Source organism: Streptococcus mitis (assembly GCF_946190375.1).
GTDB lineage: Bacteria > Bacillota > Bacilli > Lactobacillales > Streptococcaceae > Streptococcus > Streptococcus mitis_CJ.
The window spans coordinates 23,657-41,422 of sequence record NZ_CAMIAF010000009.1 but is presented as its reverse complement, the minus strand read 5'-3'; the positions used below and the strand labels follow the sequence as shown (position 1 = coordinate 41,422).

20 protein-coding genes are annotated in these 17,766 nt (G+C 39.5%); all 20 read left to right on the top strand.

The features are described from left to right. Positions 1 to 10 precede the first annotated feature (10 nt). The 20 genes from N8M09_RS05455 to N8M09_RS05360 all read left to right on the top strand — a co-directional run bounded on the left by N8M09_RS05455 (position 11) and on the right by N8M09_RS05360 (position 17,751). Positions 11 to 1,159, top strand: a complete 1,149-nt coding sequence (locus tag N8M09_RS05455; protein WP_261064334.1) for a phage minor capsid protein — start codon at positions 11 to 13, stop codon at positions 1,157 to 1,159. Between the two features lie 145 nt (positions 1,160 to 1,304). Continuing rightward, positions 1,305 to 1,865, top strand: a complete 561-nt coding sequence (locus tag N8M09_RS05450; RefSeq protein WP_261064333.1) for a phage scaffolding protein — start codon at positions 1,305 to 1,307, stop codon at positions 1,863 to 1,865. A gap of 16 nt (positions 1,866 to 1,881) precedes the next feature. Then, the gene (locus N8M09_RS05445; protein WP_261064332.1) at positions 1,882 to 2,754 is read left to right on the top strand and encodes a hypothetical protein; all 873 of its coding nucleotides are present in this window, start codon (positions 1,882 to 1,884) and stop codon (positions 2,752 to 2,754) included. A gap of 10 nt (positions 2,755 to 2,764) precedes the next feature. Next, positions 2,765 to 2,917, top strand: coding sequence for a hypothetical protein (locus N8M09_RS05440; protein ID WP_174226583.1), 153 nt, complete (start codon positions 2,765 to 2,767; stop codon positions 2,915 to 2,917). Then, a complete protein-coding gene (locus tag N8M09_RS05435; RefSeq protein WP_050091520.1) occupies positions 2,917 to 3,111 on the top strand; it encodes a hypothetical protein in 195 nt (64 codons plus the stop codon). Before N8M09_RS05440 ends, N8M09_RS05435 begins: the two co-directional genes overlap by 1 nt. Positions 3,112 to 3,153: 42 nt before the next feature. Further along, on the top strand, positions 3,154 to 3,546 hold the full coding sequence (locus N8M09_RS05430) for a hypothetical protein (protein WP_261064328.1): 393 nt from the start codon (positions 3,154 to 3,156) through the stop codon (positions 3,544 to 3,546). Next, positions 3,536 to 3,907 carry a minor capsid protein gene (locus N8M09_RS05425; protein ID WP_261064325.1) on the top strand — a complete coding sequence of 124 codons (372 nt, stop codon included), beginning with the start codon at positions 3,536 to 3,538 and terminating at the stop codon, positions 3,905 to 3,907. Before N8M09_RS05430 ends, N8M09_RS05425 begins: the two co-directional genes overlap by 11 nt. Continuing rightward, entirely contained in the window at positions 3,907 to 4,251 is a 345-nt protein-coding gene (locus N8M09_RS05420; RefSeq protein ID WP_261064323.1) for a minor capsid protein, read from the top strand. The genes N8M09_RS05425 and N8M09_RS05420 overlap by 1 nt, the downstream gene beginning before the upstream one ends. Continuing rightward, positions 4,251 to 4,658, top strand: a complete 408-nt coding sequence (locus tag N8M09_RS05415; RefSeq protein WP_261064321.1) for a minor capsid protein — start codon at positions 4,251 to 4,253, stop codon at positions 4,656 to 4,658. The genes N8M09_RS05420 and N8M09_RS05415 overlap by 1 nt, the downstream gene beginning before the upstream one ends. Continuing rightward, entirely contained in the window at positions 4,655 to 5,104 is a 450-nt protein-coding gene (locus tag N8M09_RS05410; protein ID WP_261064320.1) for a phage tail tube protein, read from the top strand. The genes N8M09_RS05415 and N8M09_RS05410 overlap by 4 nt, the downstream gene beginning before the upstream one ends. A 65-nt stretch (positions 5,105 to 5,169) precedes the next feature. Further along, positions 5,170 to 5,658 carry a hypothetical protein gene (locus tag N8M09_RS05405; RefSeq protein ID WP_261064319.1) on the top strand — a complete coding sequence of 163 codons (489 nt, stop codon included), beginning with the start codon at positions 5,170 to 5,172 and terminating at the stop codon, positions 5,656 to 5,658. A gap of 13 nt (positions 5,659 to 5,671) precedes the next feature. After that, a complete protein-coding gene (locus tag N8M09_RS05400) occupies positions 5,672 to 6,241 on the top strand; it encodes a bacteriophage Gp15 family protein (RefSeq protein ID WP_261064318.1) in 570 nt (189 codons plus the stop codon). Then, positions 6,234 to 9,515 (top strand): tape measure protein, encoded by a 3,282-nt coding sequence (locus N8M09_RS05395; protein ID WP_261064317.1) that lies wholly within the window; start codon positions 6,234 to 6,236, stop codon positions 9,513 to 9,515. Before N8M09_RS05400 ends, N8M09_RS05395 begins: the two co-directional genes overlap by 8 nt. Further along, positions 9,512 to 11,017, top strand: a complete 1,506-nt coding sequence (locus N8M09_RS05390; RefSeq protein ID WP_261064316.1) for a distal tail protein Dit — start codon at positions 9,512 to 9,514, stop codon at positions 11,015 to 11,017. Before N8M09_RS05395 ends, N8M09_RS05390 begins: the two co-directional genes overlap by 4 nt. 2 nt (positions 11,018 to 11,019) lie before the next feature. After that, positions 11,020 to 13,638 (top strand): phage tail spike protein, encoded by a 2,619-nt coding sequence (locus tag N8M09_RS05385; protein ID WP_261064315.1) that lies wholly within the window; start codon positions 11,020 to 11,022, stop codon positions 13,636 to 13,638. After that, positions 13,638 to 15,686 (top strand): DUF859 domain-containing protein, encoded by a 2,049-nt coding sequence (locus N8M09_RS05380; protein ID WP_261064314.1) that lies wholly within the window; start codon positions 13,638 to 13,640, stop codon positions 15,684 to 15,686. The genes N8M09_RS05385 and N8M09_RS05380 overlap by 1 nt, the downstream gene beginning before the upstream one ends. 59 nt (positions 15,687 to 15,745) lie before the next feature. Then, positions 15,746 to 16,006, top strand: coding sequence for a hypothetical protein (locus tag N8M09_RS05375; RefSeq protein ID WP_314726054.1), 261 nt, complete (start codon positions 15,746 to 15,748; stop codon positions 16,004 to 16,006). A gap of 9 nt (positions 16,007 to 16,015) precedes the next feature. After that, complete coding sequence (locus N8M09_RS05370) at positions 16,016 to 16,432, top strand: phage holin family protein (protein ID WP_261064312.1); 417 nt, start codon at positions 16,016 to 16,018, stop codon at positions 16,430 to 16,432. Between the two features lie 2 nt (positions 16,433 to 16,434). Beyond that, positions 16,435 to 16,713, top strand: coding sequence for a phage holin (locus N8M09_RS05365; protein ID WP_261064310.1), 279 nt, complete (start codon positions 16,435 to 16,437; stop codon positions 16,711 to 16,713). Positions 16,714 to 16,722: 9 nt separating this feature from the next. Then, on the top strand, positions 16,723 to 17,751 hold the full coding sequence (locus N8M09_RS05360) for a GH25 family lysozyme (RefSeq protein ID WP_261064308.1): 1,029 nt from the start codon (positions 16,723 to 16,725) through the stop codon (positions 17,749 to 17,751). Positions 17,752 to 17,766 lie beyond the last annotated feature (15 nt).

The window sequence follows — 17,766 nt, the reverse complement described above, 5'->3', positions numbered from 1 at the left end:
GGAGTTGAGAATGACTGATAAACGTAAGATGCCAACTCTAAATGATCAGCGATTTTCTTTGCACATGCAGGGCGTGAGTGATATTTACTCTAAAATGCAAATTGAGTTGTTTGATAGTATGATAAAGCGACTAAAAGAGCGTGGCAATGCTGATCTTGCAAAAAATCCGTATATATGGCAACTAGAAAAGCTCAATGATATGTACATGCTGAATGAGGAGAACTTAAAGATTATTGTTGAGCGTACAGGAATTGCTGAAAGTCTTTTGAGAGAAGTTATTGCTAATGAGGGGTTAAAGGTCTATAAGGACACAAAGGAGCAACTGGAGGAAGATTTAAAAAGAGAATCTAGTGGCAAAGTTAGAAATGGTGTAATTGATGCTCTTGAGTCCTATACTCAACAAGCTATAAGTGACCTTAATCTTATCAATTCAACATTACCAGCAAGCATACAGACTGTTTTCAAATCGGTTGTAGAGCAGACAGTAGCACAAGTGGTAGCAGGTACTAAAACGAGTGATAGAGCATTAAATGATACTATCATGTCGTGGCAAAAAAAGGGCTTTACTGGATTTACTGACAGCGCAGGGAGAGAGTGGCGAGCAGATAGCTATGCCAGAGCAATTATCAAAACGACAACTTACAGGGTTTACAATGATATGCGTACGAGGCCTGCAGAGGAATTAGGGATAGATACTTTTTACTATTCTATCAAGTCGTCTGCTAGAGCTGCATGTGCTCCATTGCAAGGTAAGATTGTCACTAAAGGTCAAGGCAGAACAATAAACGGCTTTACTATTCATAGTTTGCTAGATTATGGTTTTGGTACTGCTGGGGGATGTCTAGGTGTCCATTGTGGTCATTATCTTACGCCTTTTATCGTAGGAGTAAATGAAATACCAGACTTGCCAGACTATATGAAAGACCTAACGCCAGAACAGGCAGAAGAAAATGCACGCATCGAGGCTAAACAAAGAGCCTTAGAGCGCAATATCAAGCATCATAAAGAAAGATTGCACTATGCTAGTACATTGGGTGATGATGATCTGATACAAGCTGAGAGGCTAAAAGTTAGAGCTTATCAAGGGAAAATAAGAGCTCTTGTAGAACAACACGAATTTTTAAGCCGTGATTACAGTAGAGAAAGAGCATATATCTAATTATCAAGAGGGTTACTAAACAACCCTCTTTTTTTGTGCCTAAAACCGTAAAAAATCCCATTCCATCCAAAGTAAACTGAAATAGTAAATAATATTTTGCTTTTCGGTGGGAGTTGTCCACCTAAAAAGAACTAAGGAGGTACAAATGGCATTTACAACAGAGGAACTACTCAAACTTGGATTGACAGAGGAACAGGCTAAATCAGTCTTTGCCTTGCGAGGAAAAGAGCTCAACGAGGACAAATCAGCCTTGGAAACTATCACCAAAGAGCGAGATAGTTTGAAAGGCCAGTTAGAAAAAGCAGAGGAGCAAGTTGAACACTTGAAATCGCTTGAAAGTATCAGCGCTGAACAAAAAGAGGCGATTGATAAATTGCAAGCGGATTATGACAAGTATAAACAAGAGGCTGCTGATGAACTGGCAAAAACAAATAAGGTGAATGCTATCAACCTTGCTTTGAAAGATACCACAGCACACAATCCATCAACCTTGATGAAGTTTATTGATGTTGATGCCATTGAACTAGATGACAGTGGCAAACCTAAACTAGATGACATCCTCAATGGTCTAAAGGAAAGTGACCCATATCTTTTTAAAGCAGAAGAAGATGGCAAGCCTAACCCAAATATCGTTGCGTTTGGAAATCCAACAGCAACAGACCCAGCACCAGATGCCTTTGCACAGGCATTAGGGCTAACAGAATAAAAAGGAGGAATAGTAGATGTCAATCAATTACATCACAAAACATGAGGGGCAGTTTGAAAAACGCCTCATGCAAGGCTCATTGACTGCCATTCTTGAAACGCCAAAAGTAAATTGGCTCGGCGCAAAATCATTTGAATTGCCAACAATCTCTGTAACAGGATATAAGGCACATACACGCTCTAAGGGTTACAACTCAGGTACAGTATCAAACGATAAAAACGTTTATACTCTTGGATTTGACCGAGATGTTGAGTTTTTTGTTGATACAGCAGATGTTGACGAAACAAACCAAGAGCTTTCAGTTGCTAACATCTCAAATACATTCATTTCAGAACATGCAACACCAGAAGTTGATGCTTACCGCTTTTCTAAAATTGCAACAGCTGCAATTAATGGTCATCATTTCAAACAAGAAGATAGCATTACACCGGAGAATGTCTATGGAATCTTGAAAGCTGCTATTTTGCCAATGCGTAAATATGGAGCATCAAACCTTGTCATGTATGTATCTAGCGAGGTAATGGATGCCCTAGAGCGTGCTAAAGACTTTACACGCGCAATCGCTACTACATCACCTCAAGGAATTGACACACGTGTAACATCGCTAGATGGAGTGCAACTTATCGAGGTTTGGGATGATGCACGTTTCAAAACTCAATTTGATTTCACAACTGGATTTGTGAAAGCTGGTGGCGGTAAAGATATCAATTTCTTGATCGTGGCTAAGACAGCTATCATTGCCAAAGCTAAATTTAACTCTATCTATCTCTTTGCTCCTGGGCAACACACAGAGGGTGATGGTTACCTATACCAAAACCGTTTGTACCATGACTTGTTTGTCTTGAAATCTCAAGAAGATGGGATTTACGTTTCACATAAATCAGCATAGGAGGTAGAAGATGAAGAAATACATCAAAGAAAATCAAGTTTATACCGTGCAAGAGGGTAGTGAGCTTGAGGTGCAACTTATGGCAGATGGCTTTGAGGAATTGGTGGAAGATGGTGGCGAGCTTGAAACACCAAAGGAAACTAAGGATAAAGGTAAAGAATAATGGCTAAGTATAAAGCAATTAAGAACCTAATTTTAAAGACACCTGGTATTTATGTGACAGAGGGAGAATTTGTTGAGCTTGAACCGAATTATGCCGATCAAGTCAATAAAGACCTCAAGCAAACATTTCCAGATGTCGATGCAGTTTTAGAGCTTGTAGAAGATGTGCCCACACAATTTGAGCAGGCTGAATAAATAAGGGGTGGCAACACCCTTTATTTTTAAGGGAGGTTACGCATGACTTATTTAACACAAGATGAATTTACTAAGCTAGGTTTTGATGAGGTTACAAACTTTGAAAAATTGGCAAGTAGGGCAAAGATAGCGATTGACCTATACACTAACGGTTTTTATCAGAAAGGCATTGACTTTGAAAAAGAAATTGCCTATCGAAAAGATGCTGTTAAGCTTGCTATGGGTTTTCAAATCGCCTATCTCGATGCCTCTGGTATTATGTCAGCTGATGACAAACAGCTAGCCAATAGTGTCTCTATTGGCCGTACATCAATCTCTTATAGCACCTCACAAAGCACATCAGCAGGTCAGCAATTCAATTTGTCTATGGATGCTGAAAATACTTTGAGACAAGCTGGCTTTAGCCTAGTTGTTGGAGTTGCATATGATCGATAAGCGGTTATTAAAAGGGATTGACAAGCGTTTGTTAAAGGATGTCCTAACCATAAAAAAAGTAGCTGATAAAAACGATTATGGGGATGAAGTATATTCAGAACCGTTGACTATTAAAAATGTACGTTTTGATAGATCAGTGGGGTCATCTGGTAATCGTAACTCAAAATCTGGTACAGGGAATTCAAAATCAAGGCAAAAACAAGGGGTTATATACCTCTATCCATCCCTTTCTTTTGTGACAGCCGATGATAATTGGATGGATGCAAAAGTAAACGATGGGATAAGAGATTACACAATTAATGGATATCAAACTAACTATTATGATGGTGAGATATTCAGTCAAGAAATTGAGGTGATCTAATGAGTATTGCTATTAAAGTTGACTTGCAAAAAGCCAAACAGAAACTTTCGAGCGAATCCATGACAAGAGGAAAGGTTGCAGTCGCTAGCAAAATCTTGCTAGACAATGAGCAATATATCCCCTTGAGAGGTGGAAAGTTGAGAGTTTCTGGCCGAATCGTTGGACAGGGTGATGCTGTTGTTTATGGCACAGTTTATGCTAGGGCACAATTTTACGGTTCAAATGGTATTGTCACCTTTAGGAGATATACCACTCCAGGGACAGGAAAACGATGGGATCAAGTTGCTACTCGCAATCATGCCGAAGAATGGGCTAGAGAATTTGTGAAAGGGATGGGGCTTTGATGCGAGAGAATGACTTTCAAAATGTACTTTTAAAGCACATCAAGACTTTAAATTTACCAGTTGAACCACGCTTTGATTATTTTGAGGATGACAAAGATGACCTTGTTATCAATCAGATACCAGGAGGAAAAGTGGATAGAGGCTATATGGATGGCACACAAGAGATTTCTTTGCCGTTTGAAATTGCTGTAAAGGCAAAAAAGAACTCAGTAGCAAATGACACTATCTGGTTAGTCACATCAGAACTATCAAAGATAGACTTAGTTTTGCCAAGTGACAATAATTCTTATGAGTATATGGGAATGGAAGTCAGCAGGCCTGCCATGAAAGGTAAGGATGAGCAAGGCTATTATTATTACACAATTGAAATTGTGGCGAAAATCGTAATAGAGAGGAAAAAACAATGACAAGACAAAAAAACGCCCTACGTGGCCATTTTGTAGCTCCATACAATGGAGGAACTGAACCATCAACAGAAGATGCATGGTTGGAACTTGCTAAATGGATCTCAGACGTATCAGATGATACAGACGAGAAAACAGATGATCAAGCATACTATGACGGTGATGGAGTTGAAGAAACAACCGTGGTCAGTGTAAAAGGTGCTTATACCTTTGAGGGTACTTACGATCCAGACGATAAGGCACAGGCTCTTATTGCTGGGATGAAGTACAAGACAGGGGATGACCGTAAGCTATGGCATAAGGTTGTTTCTTCTGACAAGAAGAAACAATGGGTGGGAGCTGCAACTGCAACAGAAATCAAAGCAGGTTCTGGCGCTGCCTCTGACTATGAGGCGTTTGGATGTAAGCTTTCTTACAACTCGACGCCAAAAGAGACAGGTATTGGGTAATAGCTTTTGATAAGGGCGGGCATTTAAGCCTTGCCCTTTTTAACAACAGGAAAAGGAGTAGAAACATGACAGATATTCAGATTGAACTAAAACGTACAGGATTTCCGGTAAAGATTGGAGAAGTAGAGCTATGGTTTGATACTAGCCAAGAGAGCTTAATGCGATTTTATGACATGGAAGAAGAACTCCAACGTCGCCTTGTCCAATATGAATTGGATGTGGTAACTGCAAATATCGATAACAAAATTGAGCGTGATGGAGTAACTAAAGAAGTAGTAGCTGGCGCTATTGAACTAGAGAAGAAACAGCTTGAAATTCAATACGATCTTGTTTTTGGGGATGGCACTTTTGACAAGCTTTATTCTGTATATCCAGACTATAAAGCCCTAAATAACGCCCTAGAACAAGCCTCAATCATGTTGCATGACAAGCTAGGAGAACTTGCTGAGCAACACAAAACAGTAGTGAAAGAGCGTGCTAGTCACTATTTAAACAAGGGAAAAGTCACTCCAGTCAAGAACAACAAGAAACACAAAAAGAATAAAAAGAAATAGCTAGGTAAAAATTATGTCTATGAAATTAAATGATGCTTTAATCACAAATTTTTCTATTGCTGATAAGGAGTATGACATAGACTTGTCTTTTAATAAGGTTCTGGATGTCTTTGAAATCTTGAAAGAGGAGGAAATGACGCATCTAGAACAAGCTCAGTTGATTGTCCATTTGCTAACTGGCCAAGAATTATACGACATCAAAGAGGTTGTGGATTGTTGGATTTACATAAAAGAGCATTTTTTAGAAATTGAAAAAGAAACCGTTCAGTATGATTTGTTAGGAAATCCAATGCCAACAGCAAAAGATGAAGAAGAACACGAAAAATTGATTGATTTTGAACAAGATGCGGAATACCTTTACGCTAGTTTTTTGCAAGCTTATGGCATCAATCTTTTAGAAGTTCAAAATAAGTTGACATGGACAGAATTTAAGGCGCTTTTGAACGCTTTACCGGACAACACAATCATGCAACAGATTATAGAAATTCGTGCCTGGAAACCAGAACATGGTGGGGATAAGAATAAAATGCGCAAATTACAAGCTAAATATAGTTTAGAAAAGGAGGGAGAAGATAATGGCTGATGGAAAAGTTACCATCGTTGTGGACGTTGATGGTAATAAAGTCAAGGTTCTAAACGATGAGTTAGATAAAACGGCACAGAAAGGTAACAGAGGGAGTAGCTCCCTAAAGAAATTTGCGGTAGGTAGTGCAGTTTTCCAGCTTGCCGCTAAAGGTGCTGAACTTTTGGGCGATGCTTTAGGAAGTGCTATTCAGCGTTTTGATACCCTCGAAAGTTATCCAAGAGTGATGCAAGCAATGGGACATAGTACAGAGGATGTCACACGCTCAACTAAGAAACTTGCTAATGGGATTGAGGGCTTGCCTACTACTTTAAATGAAGTGGTAGGTACAGCTCAACGCCTTACCTCGATTACTGGAGATATAAACAAATCAACAGATCTAACACTTGCTCTTAATAATGCATTTCTTGCCTCCGGATCATCTAGTGCGGATGCAAGTCGTGGTTTACAACAGTTTAGCCAAATGTTATCAGCTGGTAAGGTTGATATGCAAAGCTGGAAAACATTACAGGAAACCATGCCCTATGCTTTGCAAAAGACTGCTGAATCATTCGGTTTTGCTGGTCAATCTGCTCAGAATGATTTCTATTCTGCATTAAAAGAGGGGCGTATCACTTTCGACCAATTTTCAAGCAAATTGGTTGAATTGAATGGTGGCGTTGGTGGTTTTGCTGAACTTGCTAAATCTAATAGTAAAGGGATCCAGACATCTTTTGGGAACTTAAAGAATGCGGTTGTTAAAGGTGTAGCTAATACTATCAAGGCTCTTGACGATTTAACAAAGGCAGCAACAGGTAAGACGATTGCTGAGAACTTCGATGCATTGAAAGTAATCATCAATGCCGCTTTTGGTGTGATTGTCAATGTTATTAAGGCTAGTACACCTATTTTTCAGACCTTGTTTAGTGTTTTGAGTTCTGGGATTTCTGTAATCTTATCTTTGAAGCCAGTTTTGGATGGTTTATCAGTTGCATTAGTAACTATGCGTGTCGCTAACGACACTATAACTGCAACAAAAAACTTAATTAATACCTGGGAAACATTCAAAACAACAGCAGCAGGGGCAATACAGATTATTAACTTAATGACTGCTGCACAAGCAACTTGTGGTTCGGTAACAAAAGCTCAAATGGTCGCCAACTTGGCAAATAACGGAGCTTTGACAGCGTCTAATTTACTTTATGGTGTATTGACCGGTGCTATTAGTTTGCAAACTGCTGCAACTATCGCTGCGACTGCTGCAACAACAGCATTTAAAGCAGCACTGACAGCTTTAACCGGACCGATTGGTTGGATTGTTGCTGGTGTAGGTCTTGCCGTTGGTGCATTGGTAGGGTTATGGCAATGGCTGACTGCTGAAAGTGAAGAAACAAAACGCCTCAAATCAGAACAAGAGGAGTTAGTAAAGAGTACGGATCAATTAACGGATTCTGTTAAACAAAGTGCACAAGAACGTCAAAAAAATCTTGAGTCTGTAAAAGGAAATACAGAATCTTACCAAAAACTAGCTGATGAAGTTGTCCAGCTTGCACAGAAAACAAACAAGACAGCAGCTGAAAAGACAAACCTCAAGAAAAAGATTGATGCTTTGAATGCCTCTGTTAGTGGTTTGAATCTAGTTTATGACAAAAATACCGATTCTTTGTCTCATAACAGCGACCAAATCAAAGCTCGTATCTCAGCGATGGAGGCAGAATCAACATGGGAGACATCTCAAAAAAATCTGCTTGATATCGAACAAAAGCGTGCTGAAATTGGTGAACAACTAAAACAGATTGCTGAACAACGCAAAAAATGGAATGAAGAATCCAATGTTAGCGATAGTGTTCGTAAAGAAAAACTGCAAGAACTCAACGACAAGGAAACAGAGCTTAAAAATATTCAAACAGAATTGCAAACCGAGTACGAAAAAACATCTCAAGTTCAACAGGCGGCATCTGAAGCAATGGCAACAGCTGCTGAAAATGGGTCTAATCGACAAGTTATATCATATGAAGGTATGTCAAAAGCGCAACAAAAAGCGGTTGATGACATGCGCTCTAAATATAATGAGTTGCTTGAAACGACAACGAACATGTTTGATCAGATACAAATGAAGTCAGCTATTAGTGTCGATGAAATGATTGCCAACCTCCAAAAAAACCAAGAAGCGGTTAATAATTGGGCAACAAACCTCAATACACTAGCCGAACGTGGGGTAAACGAGGGGATTTTGGCTAAATTGCAACAGATGGGGCCTCAAGGTGGGCTGTACGTTCAAGAACTTGTCAACGCATCAGATGAAAAATTGGCAACATTGAACGAAGTCTTTACTCGAGGTGGTGAGTCAGCTATGAATGGCTTAACTGCTGGTATGGATACTGGTGCTTTGGGTATCACAGACAAGATCAAGGGCATTGTACAAAGTCAAGTATCGAGTTTGCAAGAGGAAATTGCAGCTGCTGACTTCCCTGAAAAAGGGAAAAATATTCCTGAAGGTGTTGGTGATGGTATTAAAGCTGGAGCTGAAATTGCAAGTGAAGCTTCTAAAAACATGGCTAATGATATAAAAGAATCCTTTACAAGTGAAATGGACATCCATTCTCCATCCCGTGTATTTAACGAATATGGAGGTTTTATCACTACTGGGTTAGCTGAGGGGCTAGATAAAGGTACCAATCAACCTGTATCATCTGTTACTAACTTAGCCAATCAGATTAAGAAACCATTTGATAGTTTGCAGAGTGATTTCACATACATTGGTGAAATGGCGATGTCTGGTCTTAATACAGGGCTTTGGAGTGGCTCTAGTTCAGTTATGGCAACAGCTAACTCAATTGCTGAAAGGGTAAAAAACACCATCAAGAGTGCACTAGATATCCATAGTCCATCTCGTGTTATGCGTGATGAAGTTGGGCGATTTATCCCTCAAGGTATCGCTGTTGGTATCGAGGCGGATGCTGGCGTTGTTAAAAGATCAATGTTGCGATTAAAAGAAAGCATGATGATTGATACTAGACCAGAAATTGCACTTGGTTTGAACAAGAAACTAGGTGCTCAAGTGACTGTTAAACAAAGTAGCAAGCAGACAATAGCTGAAAAAATCAAGGTCACTATGGACAAATCTAGTGAATTGTTGGAGAAAGCGCTAGATGTCGCAGAAACGGCTGTAAACCGTCCGTCATTCATGTGTCTTGATGACGGTACTTTAGTAGCTAAGACAAGTGACAAGTACTCTAGACAACAATCTGAGCAACTAAGACGAGATAACAGAATGAAAGGGATATTGACATGACAAAGATAATGACTTTCAACGGCGTTGATATGTCTAAGTTTTTTCGAATAACTGATATTATCCGCCCCATTGGAAACAAAAGGAGCGTATCAACAGATAACGCTCCTTTGTTGGGGGTTAATATTCAGCAAGTGAAACGTGGCGAGAAAGAGCATATCATAAAATTTGACATCAAAACCACAAATGCAATTGAAATGGAACAATTAAAGCATGATTTGGCAGGCGTGCTAAACGTTTTGGAGCCAGTAAAGATTACTTATGGTGATGAGCCAGACAAATACTATATGGGATTACCAGTGGATGAGATTACTCCAGAAAATTTGACAAGATGGTTCCAGCGCTCAGAGTTAAAAATACTAATTCCAGACGGTGTAGCACATAGCTCAGCTTATAAGAATTTCAATAGTGATTCAAACGCACAGACTACAACCGATAAAATGGTTTTTGACTTAGTAAACAATGGGACGGTTGAGGCCTTTCCAATTATCAGAGTTAAGCATAATGCTGAAAATGGATATATAGGTCTTGTCAATAATAATACGGCTTTTGAGATGGGAAACCGTGAGGAGGCTGATACTGAAACAGTAAAGCGCTCTGAGGTCTTGCTTGACTTTCGAGGCGACAAAATCGCTCAAGGGTTGACGCAAGCAGTAAAAAATAGCTCAGTGACTAATGGTTCAGAGAATTTAATTGGGACATCGGAGCTAATTACAACAGGCAGTAAGAAACGTGTCAAATTAAGAGAACAGTTTAGCGGAACATATAATAAAAGCTATTCAACAGGCTTATCATGGGAGATACCAGCTGACTCAACAGGTCAAAAAGGCTCTCTAAATGATTACATTTTTTGTAAATTAGTCTATCAACTTGAGTCAATAGCTCAATGTGGCTTTATCAAGGTGGCTGTATCTGATACAGCAGGTCAGTTTTTGTATGGGGTTGAAACTTACAAGAGATATAACGGTCTATATTGTGGATTTAATGTCTTTGCCACTAATAATAACGGAGATTATAACTTTCTCAATACTTTGGATTTTGACTCATCTAGCGATAGCAATAGAAATCCTTTTACATTATCAAGAGGACAGTTTGAAATTAAGCGAAATGATGAGAAAATCCAAGTTTACTACAACGGTTCATACTATAATTTTGTCGTCCCTGAAATCAGGGGCAAAAAGTCAGCTAAAATCCATGTCACGATAGGCGCTTTTCACGGAAAGCCAATCATCCCTCACTTATATCTTGATGAGTTGATGTATCGTAAGGACTTTGTGCAAGCATCAAGAGACATTCCTAATCGCTATCCTATCGGTTCAAATGTTGTAATTAACAGTGAAGATGATACGGTCTATATTGACGGAATCGCTAAAGCTGAAGAGGTTGTCGATGGCTCACAATGGCTATCTATACCGCCTGGAAATTCTAAACTTGAGATGTATTTTTCAAGTTTTATAAAGAAAAAACCAACCGTGACAATCGAATTTGAAGAAAGGTGGCTCTAATCATGCTTTTAACAATTCATGATGCAAACTTACAAAAAGTCGCTTTTGTTGATAACAGCAAGCAAAGCACACTTAACTTTTACAACGATACATGGACTAGAAGTTTACAAACAGGATCATCCACTTTTGAATTCACTGTATTTAAAAAGTCTATTAAGTCAGACACTCCAACCCAAAAAGCCTATTCTTATCTGAATGAACGGGCGTGGGTATCTTTCAAATATCATGACAAGAGCTTTATTTTCAACGTTATGCAGGTTGAAGAAAATGAGCAGACAATTAAATGTTATTGCGAAAACCTCAATCTTGAGCTTATCAATGAGATAACCAACCCTTACAAGGCTACAAAGGCTATGAGCTTTGCTGAATATTGTGAGGCTATGGGCTTGTTAAACTATACTCACCTATCCATCGGCATCAATGAAATTTCAGATTATAAGCGTACTCTGGAATGGGAGGGGCAAGAAACCAAACTGGCCCGTCTATTAAGCCTAGCCAAACGATTTGATGCAGAGATTGAATTTGATACACAGTTAAATGCTGACAGTACAATTAAGAAATTCTCTATCAATGTCTATCATGAAAATGATGACAATCATCAAGGCGTAGGCCGTATCAGAAATGATATACAGTTAAAATATGGCAAAAATATCAATTCTATCACTAGAAAAGTTGATAAGACTGGCATTTTTAACTCAATCAAACCAACAGGAAAAAGACGAGTTAAAAATAATAAAGGTGAGGAAGTTGAAGAAGTTGTTACAATAAGTGGTCTTGACGAGTGGAAAAAGTACAACAAGGATGGAATTTGTGAATTTTATCAATTAGGGGCTCACCTTGTTGCACCTATCTCTATGCAGCTATATCCATCAACATTCACGCACTCAACAGGTATTCTAGACCAGTACACAAGAAAAGATTTTAGTTACGATACCGACGATCCAAAAGAATTGCGACGTCTAGCATATAATGAACTAAAAAAACATTGTTATCCAGCAATCACTTATGAAGTCGATGGCTTTGTCGATGTTGAAATCGGCGATACAGTCAAAATTCATGATGAGGGATTCAACCCACTATTGATAGTTCAAGCCCGTGTTTCTGAACAAAAAATCAGTTTTTCAAACCCAGCAAGCAACAAAACAATCTTTTCAAATTTTAAAGCGCTTGAAAATCAGTTATCAGACGGCATACAAGAGGTACTTGAGCGCTTATTTGAACAATCTAAACCTTATATTGTCAAGTTATCCACTAATAACGGCATCATCTTTAAAAATCAAACTGGAGAAAGTGTTATCACTCCTACACTATATAAGGGTGGGAAATTAATAACCGCTGGCGTGAGCTGGAGATGGAGCTTGAATGGCAACATCACTACTGGTATGACCTATACAGTAAGAGGTCGAGATGTTACTACTGCAGTTACTTTGACGGTTGCAGCTTACATTGATAATGAAGAAGTCGCAGTAGATGAAATTTCTCTAGTAAATGTATCAGATGGACTACCAGGTAAAGCTGGAGCAGATGGAAGAACACCTTATGTTCACTTTGCGTACTCTGACAATGCGGATGGTTCTGGTTTGACAATGACAGATAATGGGCAGCGCTATTTTGGTCATTATTCAGATTATGAGAAGCTTGATAGCTCAGATAAAACGAAGTACAAATGGGCTGATCGTTGGGCTAAAGTTGAGGTTGGTTCACAGAACAGGTTTGTCCGAGATACTTCAGTTGCTGGGTATTTAGCAAATGCTGGGATCATTTCTCCAGCTAATTCTGTAAATAAAGAAAGGACGTCAGATTTTATTGACATCAATGGAACATCCAATCTCATCTATCAGCTTTGGGTAACTACACCTAACGGAGGAATGCCTTGGCATGTTTGGCAATTTTACGATGCTAATAAATCACCTATCGGAACTCGACTTACAGGTAAGGACAGTTATACTGTTCGTGCTCAAAAGTGGCATATAGTCAATAATATTACAGTACCAGCTACTGCTAAATTTATTAGACTATCTGCTAGAACTTACGAAGACGCTAAAATTAAATTAGAGATAGGCAATGTACCTACCGACTGGTCTCCATCTCCTGAAGATATTCAGAGAGACATTGACTCTAAAGCTGATCAAGGGCTGACTCAGGAACAAATCAATACGCTCAATGAGAAAGCTGGAATTATCCAGGCTGAGCTTGAGGCTAAAGCTAGCGCTGACACACTTGATAATTGGATAAAGGCTTATAAGGACTTTGTCAATGCGAATGAAACCGCAAGAGCGCAGGCTGAGAAAGATTTGATTTCAGCTAGTCAGCGTGTTTCAAACATTGCCAAAGATTTGGGAGAATTGTCTGACCGCTGGAATTTCATTGATACCTATATGAGTTCCTCAAATGAGGGGCTTGTGATTGGTAAGAATGACGGTAGCTCTAGCATGATGTTCAATCCTAACGGCCGTATCTCAATGTTTAGCGCTGGTGTCGAGGTTATGTATATTTCTCAAGGTGTAATCCACATCGAGAACGGTATTTTCTCTAAAAGTATCCAGATAGGACGCTTTAGAGAAGAGCAGTATCACATTAACCCAGATATGAACGTAATTAGATATGCAGGAGGTGCTTAATGGCTGATTTTTGGTCAAATACTAATAGAGGTTATCGTATAAGATTGTGGATAGATCAAACCTCGCAGAGCATTGAAGACAATAGCAGTCAAGTCAGGGTTAGACTTGCCTTGTTAAATACTTTTACGACTTTCGCAGAATACAACTGTACTGCTTCGGTGACTATTGATGGACAGATTATCAACTGGTCAGGACGTCCATCAATGCTTAGTCAAAATCAGGTAATCATGCTAATTGACCGAACTGTCACAGTCGGCCATAACGCAGACGGAACCAAGACATTTAATTTGTCCGCTAGCTTTTCAGGGAGTGGTGGATGGTCTCCTGGTGATCTAAATATTGATGGTAACTCGTTTACTTTGACAACAATCCCAAGATCTAGCTCTGTGAGCGTGAGCACTGGGGTCATTGGCAATGCGGTTACTATCAACATTAACCGTCAAAGTTCCAGTTTTAAGCATACAGTGCGCTATGCCTGGGCTGGTAAGAGTGGAACGATTGCGACGAATGTAGACACATCCACAGCGTGGATGATCCCTCTTGACTTCGCAAACGACATCCCCAACTCAGCGAGTGGGACAGGGACTATCTACGTTGATACGTATTCAGGCTCTACCAAGACAGGCACACAGTCAGCCACATTCACGGCAAGCGTGCCAGATAATCTCAAGCCTACATTTTCAGGTATCACATTGTCAGATTTGAACTCTGCAGCACAGAACCTTATCCCAAGCGGTAACATGTTCATTCAGGTAATCTCTAACATCAAAGTAGCGTTTAATGGTGCAGTTGGTTCTTACGGCTCATCCATCACTGGATACTATGCTGAGATTGTCGGCAAGAACCAATCCACAAGCTCAAACGGTGGCAGTCTTGGCATTATGAACTACCACGGAGCTATCAAAATCAGAGCAAGAGTCTCTGATAGCCGTGGCAGATGGTCAGATACTAGAGAGGTATCTGTAACAGTGCTTGAGTATTTTGCTCCTGCTTTGAGTTTTGGCATAGCAAGAACAGGCTCAACATCTAGCACCCTAACAGCTACAAGAAATGCCAAAATCGCCCCTCTGACAGTGGCAGGAAGTCAAAAAAACTCAATGAGATTGACATTCAAGGTTGCTCGGTTAGGTACTACTAATTTTCAAGCGGATACAGGACAAGCTACTGGAGCATGGACAAGTATCTCAAGTCTAGTCAATTCACAAGCTAACCTTGCTGGGAACTATCTAGCAAATCAGTCCTGGGTTGTGATCGGCACGCTTGAGGACAAATTCACACGGACTGATTTCATGGTCAATGTGGCCACAGAGAGCGTGGTTTTGTCTTATGACCGCTCTGGCGTGGGCGTCAATAAAATTCGTGAGCAAGGCGCTCTTGATGTTAAGGGTGACATCTACGCTAATAATCAGCCTATCCAACAGTATCAAATCACTGACAATAATGGATGTGGGAAGATCATCAAACAGGATTTTAATTCCATGAAAAATACTGGCTTTTGGTGGATAGACGGAAACTCTCAAAATAATCCATTTGGGGCTTGGGGGATGTTGGAGGTCTTCAGACCTAACCCTAACTCTCAGGAATGTATCCAACGCTTCACAACATCTTTAGGATATATGGCAGTTAGGGAGAATGGTTTTGATAACAACTGGAGGCCATGGCGCTACCTAGTGCAACAATCAAAATCCACTAACAATTCTGATTATGTAGCTCTGCTAAAATCAGAAAGCGATCCGACTTCTTGGCGAAACATAACTCTACAAAATGGGTGGCAACATCATCAGCAGTACAATGATGTACAATATTCAAAGTCGTTCGATGGAGTGGTGTACTTGCGTGGAGTTGCGACGAAAGGAAAGACATCTTACGGGACAGTTATAGCTCAATTACCAACTGGATTTAGACCGTTACATTCAACTTACGTTTTTGCGCTCAACGATGATTTTACAGTCGCGGTTTTATGCATTTTAACATCGGGAGAAATAGTTGTAAGAAAGAACGTTGACGCTACATGGCTCAACTTTGATAACGTATCATTTAAAATATAACAATCGTAAAAAATCCCTAATTATTAACGGATAATTAATTTATAAAGGAGGAAATGACAATGCTAAAAGTCACTAAAACACGTCAGCTAGTAGCTGAATTTTTCGCACAAGATGGCGACCAACAAAAATTGGTCAAAACTACTGTAGTCAACACAGACAATGAAGCTGTTTCAACAACATCTGAAACACTGCATGACCCGGATTTGTACGCTAAAAATCGTAGTAGCATGCGTAAACATGAACAAGAGTTGCGAGAAATGCGCTATAAGATTGAAGATGCTATTTTGGCAGAGTTAGAAACAGATGAACATAAAGAGTAGTAGGTGGATATGCATATTGAATTTTTCAATTTTTTTAGAAGCCTTATCCAAACAGAAGATGGTTTGGTATTGTATGCTCTAGCGCTAATTGTTTCAATGGAAATTATTGATTTTGTGACAGGAACTATTGCTGCTATTGTCAATCCTGATATTGAGTACAAGAGCAAAATCGGCATCAATGGGCTACTTCGCAAAATTTTAGGGGTTCTCTTGCTGATGATTCTCATTCCGATGTCTGTTTTGTTGCCTGAAAAGACAGGTTTTGCATTCTTGTACTCAATCTATCTCGGGTACATCGCATTTACTTTTCAATCACTCATTGAAAATTACCGCAAATTAAAAGGAAATGTCACTCTTTTTCAGCCGATTTTAAAAGCGTTTCAGCGCTTACTTGAAAAAGACGAAGATAAAAATAAAGGAGAATAAACATGATTAACTGGAAAGTACGATTTAACTTTAAAAATAAAACATTCTTATCGCGAGTGGCATTCGCAATAGCTTTGCCAATTCTCGCCTATTTCAATCTCAAAATGGAAGATTTGGTTAGTTGGGGAGTTATCTTTGACTTGCTAGGAAAATTTTTCTCAAACCCTTATCTTGTTGGTTTGACGATTGTAAATATTCTAAATATCATTCCAGACCCAACAACATCAGGAATCTCTGATAGCAAACGTGCTCTTGACTATAAAGAACCAAGCGAAGATTAGGAGAAAACAATGAAGAAAAACGACTTATTCATCGACGTATCTAGCCACAATGGATACGATATTACAGGTATTTTGTCTGACATGGGTACACAGAATACTATTATCAAAATTTCTGAAAGTACAAGCTATATCAACCCTTGCTTATCCGCACAAGTTGAGCAATCCAATCCTGTTGGATTTTATCATTTCGCATGGTTTGGAGGTGATATCGAAGAAGCTGAACGAGAGGCACGCTACTTCCTTGATAATGTACCTCAAAAAGTAAAATACTTGTGTCTTGATTACGAAGATCACGCTAGCGGAGATAAACAGGCAAATACAGATGCATGTATTCGCTTTATGGAAATCCTCAAAGAAAATGGCTATGAGCCAATCTATTACAGCTACAAGCCATTCACGCTCAATAATATCTATTATGAGCAGATTCTTGCGAAATTTCCAACTAGCCTTTGGATTGCAGGCTATGGTTTGAATGATGGTACAGCTGACTTTGAATATTTCCCATCTATGGACGGGATCCGCTGGTGGCAATATTCTTCAAATCCGTTTGACAAGAATATTGTATTGTTAGATGATGCCGAGGAGGATAATGTAACCAGTAAAAACGCTCTAAAAAGCCTTAATACTGTAGCCAGTGAAGTCATTCAAGGCCTTTGGGGTAATGGACAAGAGCGTTTCGACAACCTATTAAATGCGGGATATAATGCTCAAGCCGTGCAAGCTAAGGTAAATGACCTCTTAAATGCTGGAAACACTAGTAAAGACTTGGATACTATAGCAAATGAAGTGCTACAAGGCTTGTGGGGTAACGGTCAAGAACGTTTCGATAAACTAGAAAATGCCGGTTACGACGCTCAAGCTGTACAAGATAAAGTGAATAGTCTTTTAGGTGGCGAAGACACCGTGGATCTTAATACCGTAGCAAACGAGGTCATTCAAGGCCTTTGGGGTAACGGTCAAGAGCGTTATGATAGCTTAACAAGAGCGGGATACGACGCACAAGCAGTGCAAGATAGAGTTAACGAATTACTTTCTTAACAAACTCACTGAAAA

Excerpts from the sequence above, each read along its gene's own strand:
- N8M09_RS05455 (WP_261064334.1), top strand. The coding sequence starts at position 11 with ATGACTGATAAACGTAAGATGCCAACTCTAAATGATCAGCGATTTTCT.
- N8M09_RS05450 (WP_261064333.1), top strand. The coding sequence starts at position 1,305 with ATGGCATTTACAACAGAGGAACTACTCAAACTTGGATTGACAGAGGAA.
- N8M09_RS05445 (WP_261064332.1), top strand. The coding sequence starts at position 1,882 with ATGTCAATCAATTACATCACAAAACATGAGGGGCAGTTTGAAAAACGC.
- N8M09_RS05440 (WP_174226583.1), top strand. The coding sequence starts at position 2,765 with ATGAAGAAATACATCAAAGAAAATCAAGTTTATACCGTGCAAGAGGGT.
- N8M09_RS05435 (WP_050091520.1), top strand. The coding sequence starts at position 2,917 with ATGGCTAAGTATAAAGCAATTAAGAACCTAATTTTAAAGACACCTGGT.
- N8M09_RS05430 (WP_261064328.1), top strand. The coding sequence starts at position 3,154 with ATGACTTATTTAACACAAGATGAATTTACTAAGCTAGGTTTTGATGAG.
- N8M09_RS05425 (WP_261064325.1), top strand. The coding sequence starts at position 3,536 with ATGATCGATAAGCGGTTATTAAAAGGGATTGACAAGCGTTTGTTAAAG.
- N8M09_RS05420 (WP_261064323.1), top strand. The coding sequence starts at position 3,907 with ATGAGTATTGCTATTAAAGTTGACTTGCAAAAAGCCAAACAGAAACTT.
- N8M09_RS05415 (WP_261064321.1), top strand. The coding sequence starts at position 4,251 with ATGCGAGAGAATGACTTTCAAAATGTACTTTTAAAGCACATCAAGACT.
- N8M09_RS05410 (WP_261064320.1), top strand. The coding sequence starts at position 4,655 with ATGACAAGACAAAAAAACGCCCTACGTGGCCATTTTGTAGCTCCATAC.
- N8M09_RS05405 (WP_261064319.1), top strand. The coding sequence starts at position 5,170 with ATGACAGATATTCAGATTGAACTAAAACGTACAGGATTTCCGGTAAAG.
- N8M09_RS05400 (WP_261064318.1), top strand. The coding sequence starts at position 5,672 with ATGTCTATGAAATTAAATGATGCTTTAATCACAAATTTTTCTATTGCT.
- N8M09_RS05395 (WP_261064317.1), top strand. The coding sequence starts at position 6,234 with ATGGCTGATGGAAAAGTTACCATCGTTGTGGACGTTGATGGTAATAAA.
- N8M09_RS05390 (WP_261064316.1), top strand. The coding sequence starts at position 9,512 with ATGACAAAGATAATGACTTTCAACGGCGTTGATATGTCTAAGTTTTTT.
- N8M09_RS05385 (WP_261064315.1), top strand. The coding sequence starts at position 11,020 with ATGCTTTTAACAATTCATGATGCAAACTTACAAAAAGTCGCTTTTGTT.
- N8M09_RS05380 (WP_261064314.1), top strand. The coding sequence starts at position 13,638 with ATGGCTGATTTTTGGTCAAATACTAATAGAGGTTATCGTATAAGATTG.
- N8M09_RS05375 (WP_314726054.1), top strand. The coding sequence starts at position 15,746 with ATGCTAAAAGTCACTAAAACACGTCAGCTAGTAGCTGAATTTTTCGCA.
- N8M09_RS05370 (WP_261064312.1), top strand. The coding sequence starts at position 16,016 with ATGCATATTGAATTTTTCAATTTTTTTAGAAGCCTTATCCAAACAGAA.
- N8M09_RS05365 (WP_261064310.1), top strand. The coding sequence starts at position 16,435 with ATGATTAACTGGAAAGTACGATTTAACTTTAAAAATAAAACATTCTTA.
- N8M09_RS05360 (WP_261064308.1), top strand. The coding sequence starts at position 16,723 with ATGAAGAAAAACGACTTATTCATCGACGTATCTAGCCACAATGGATAC.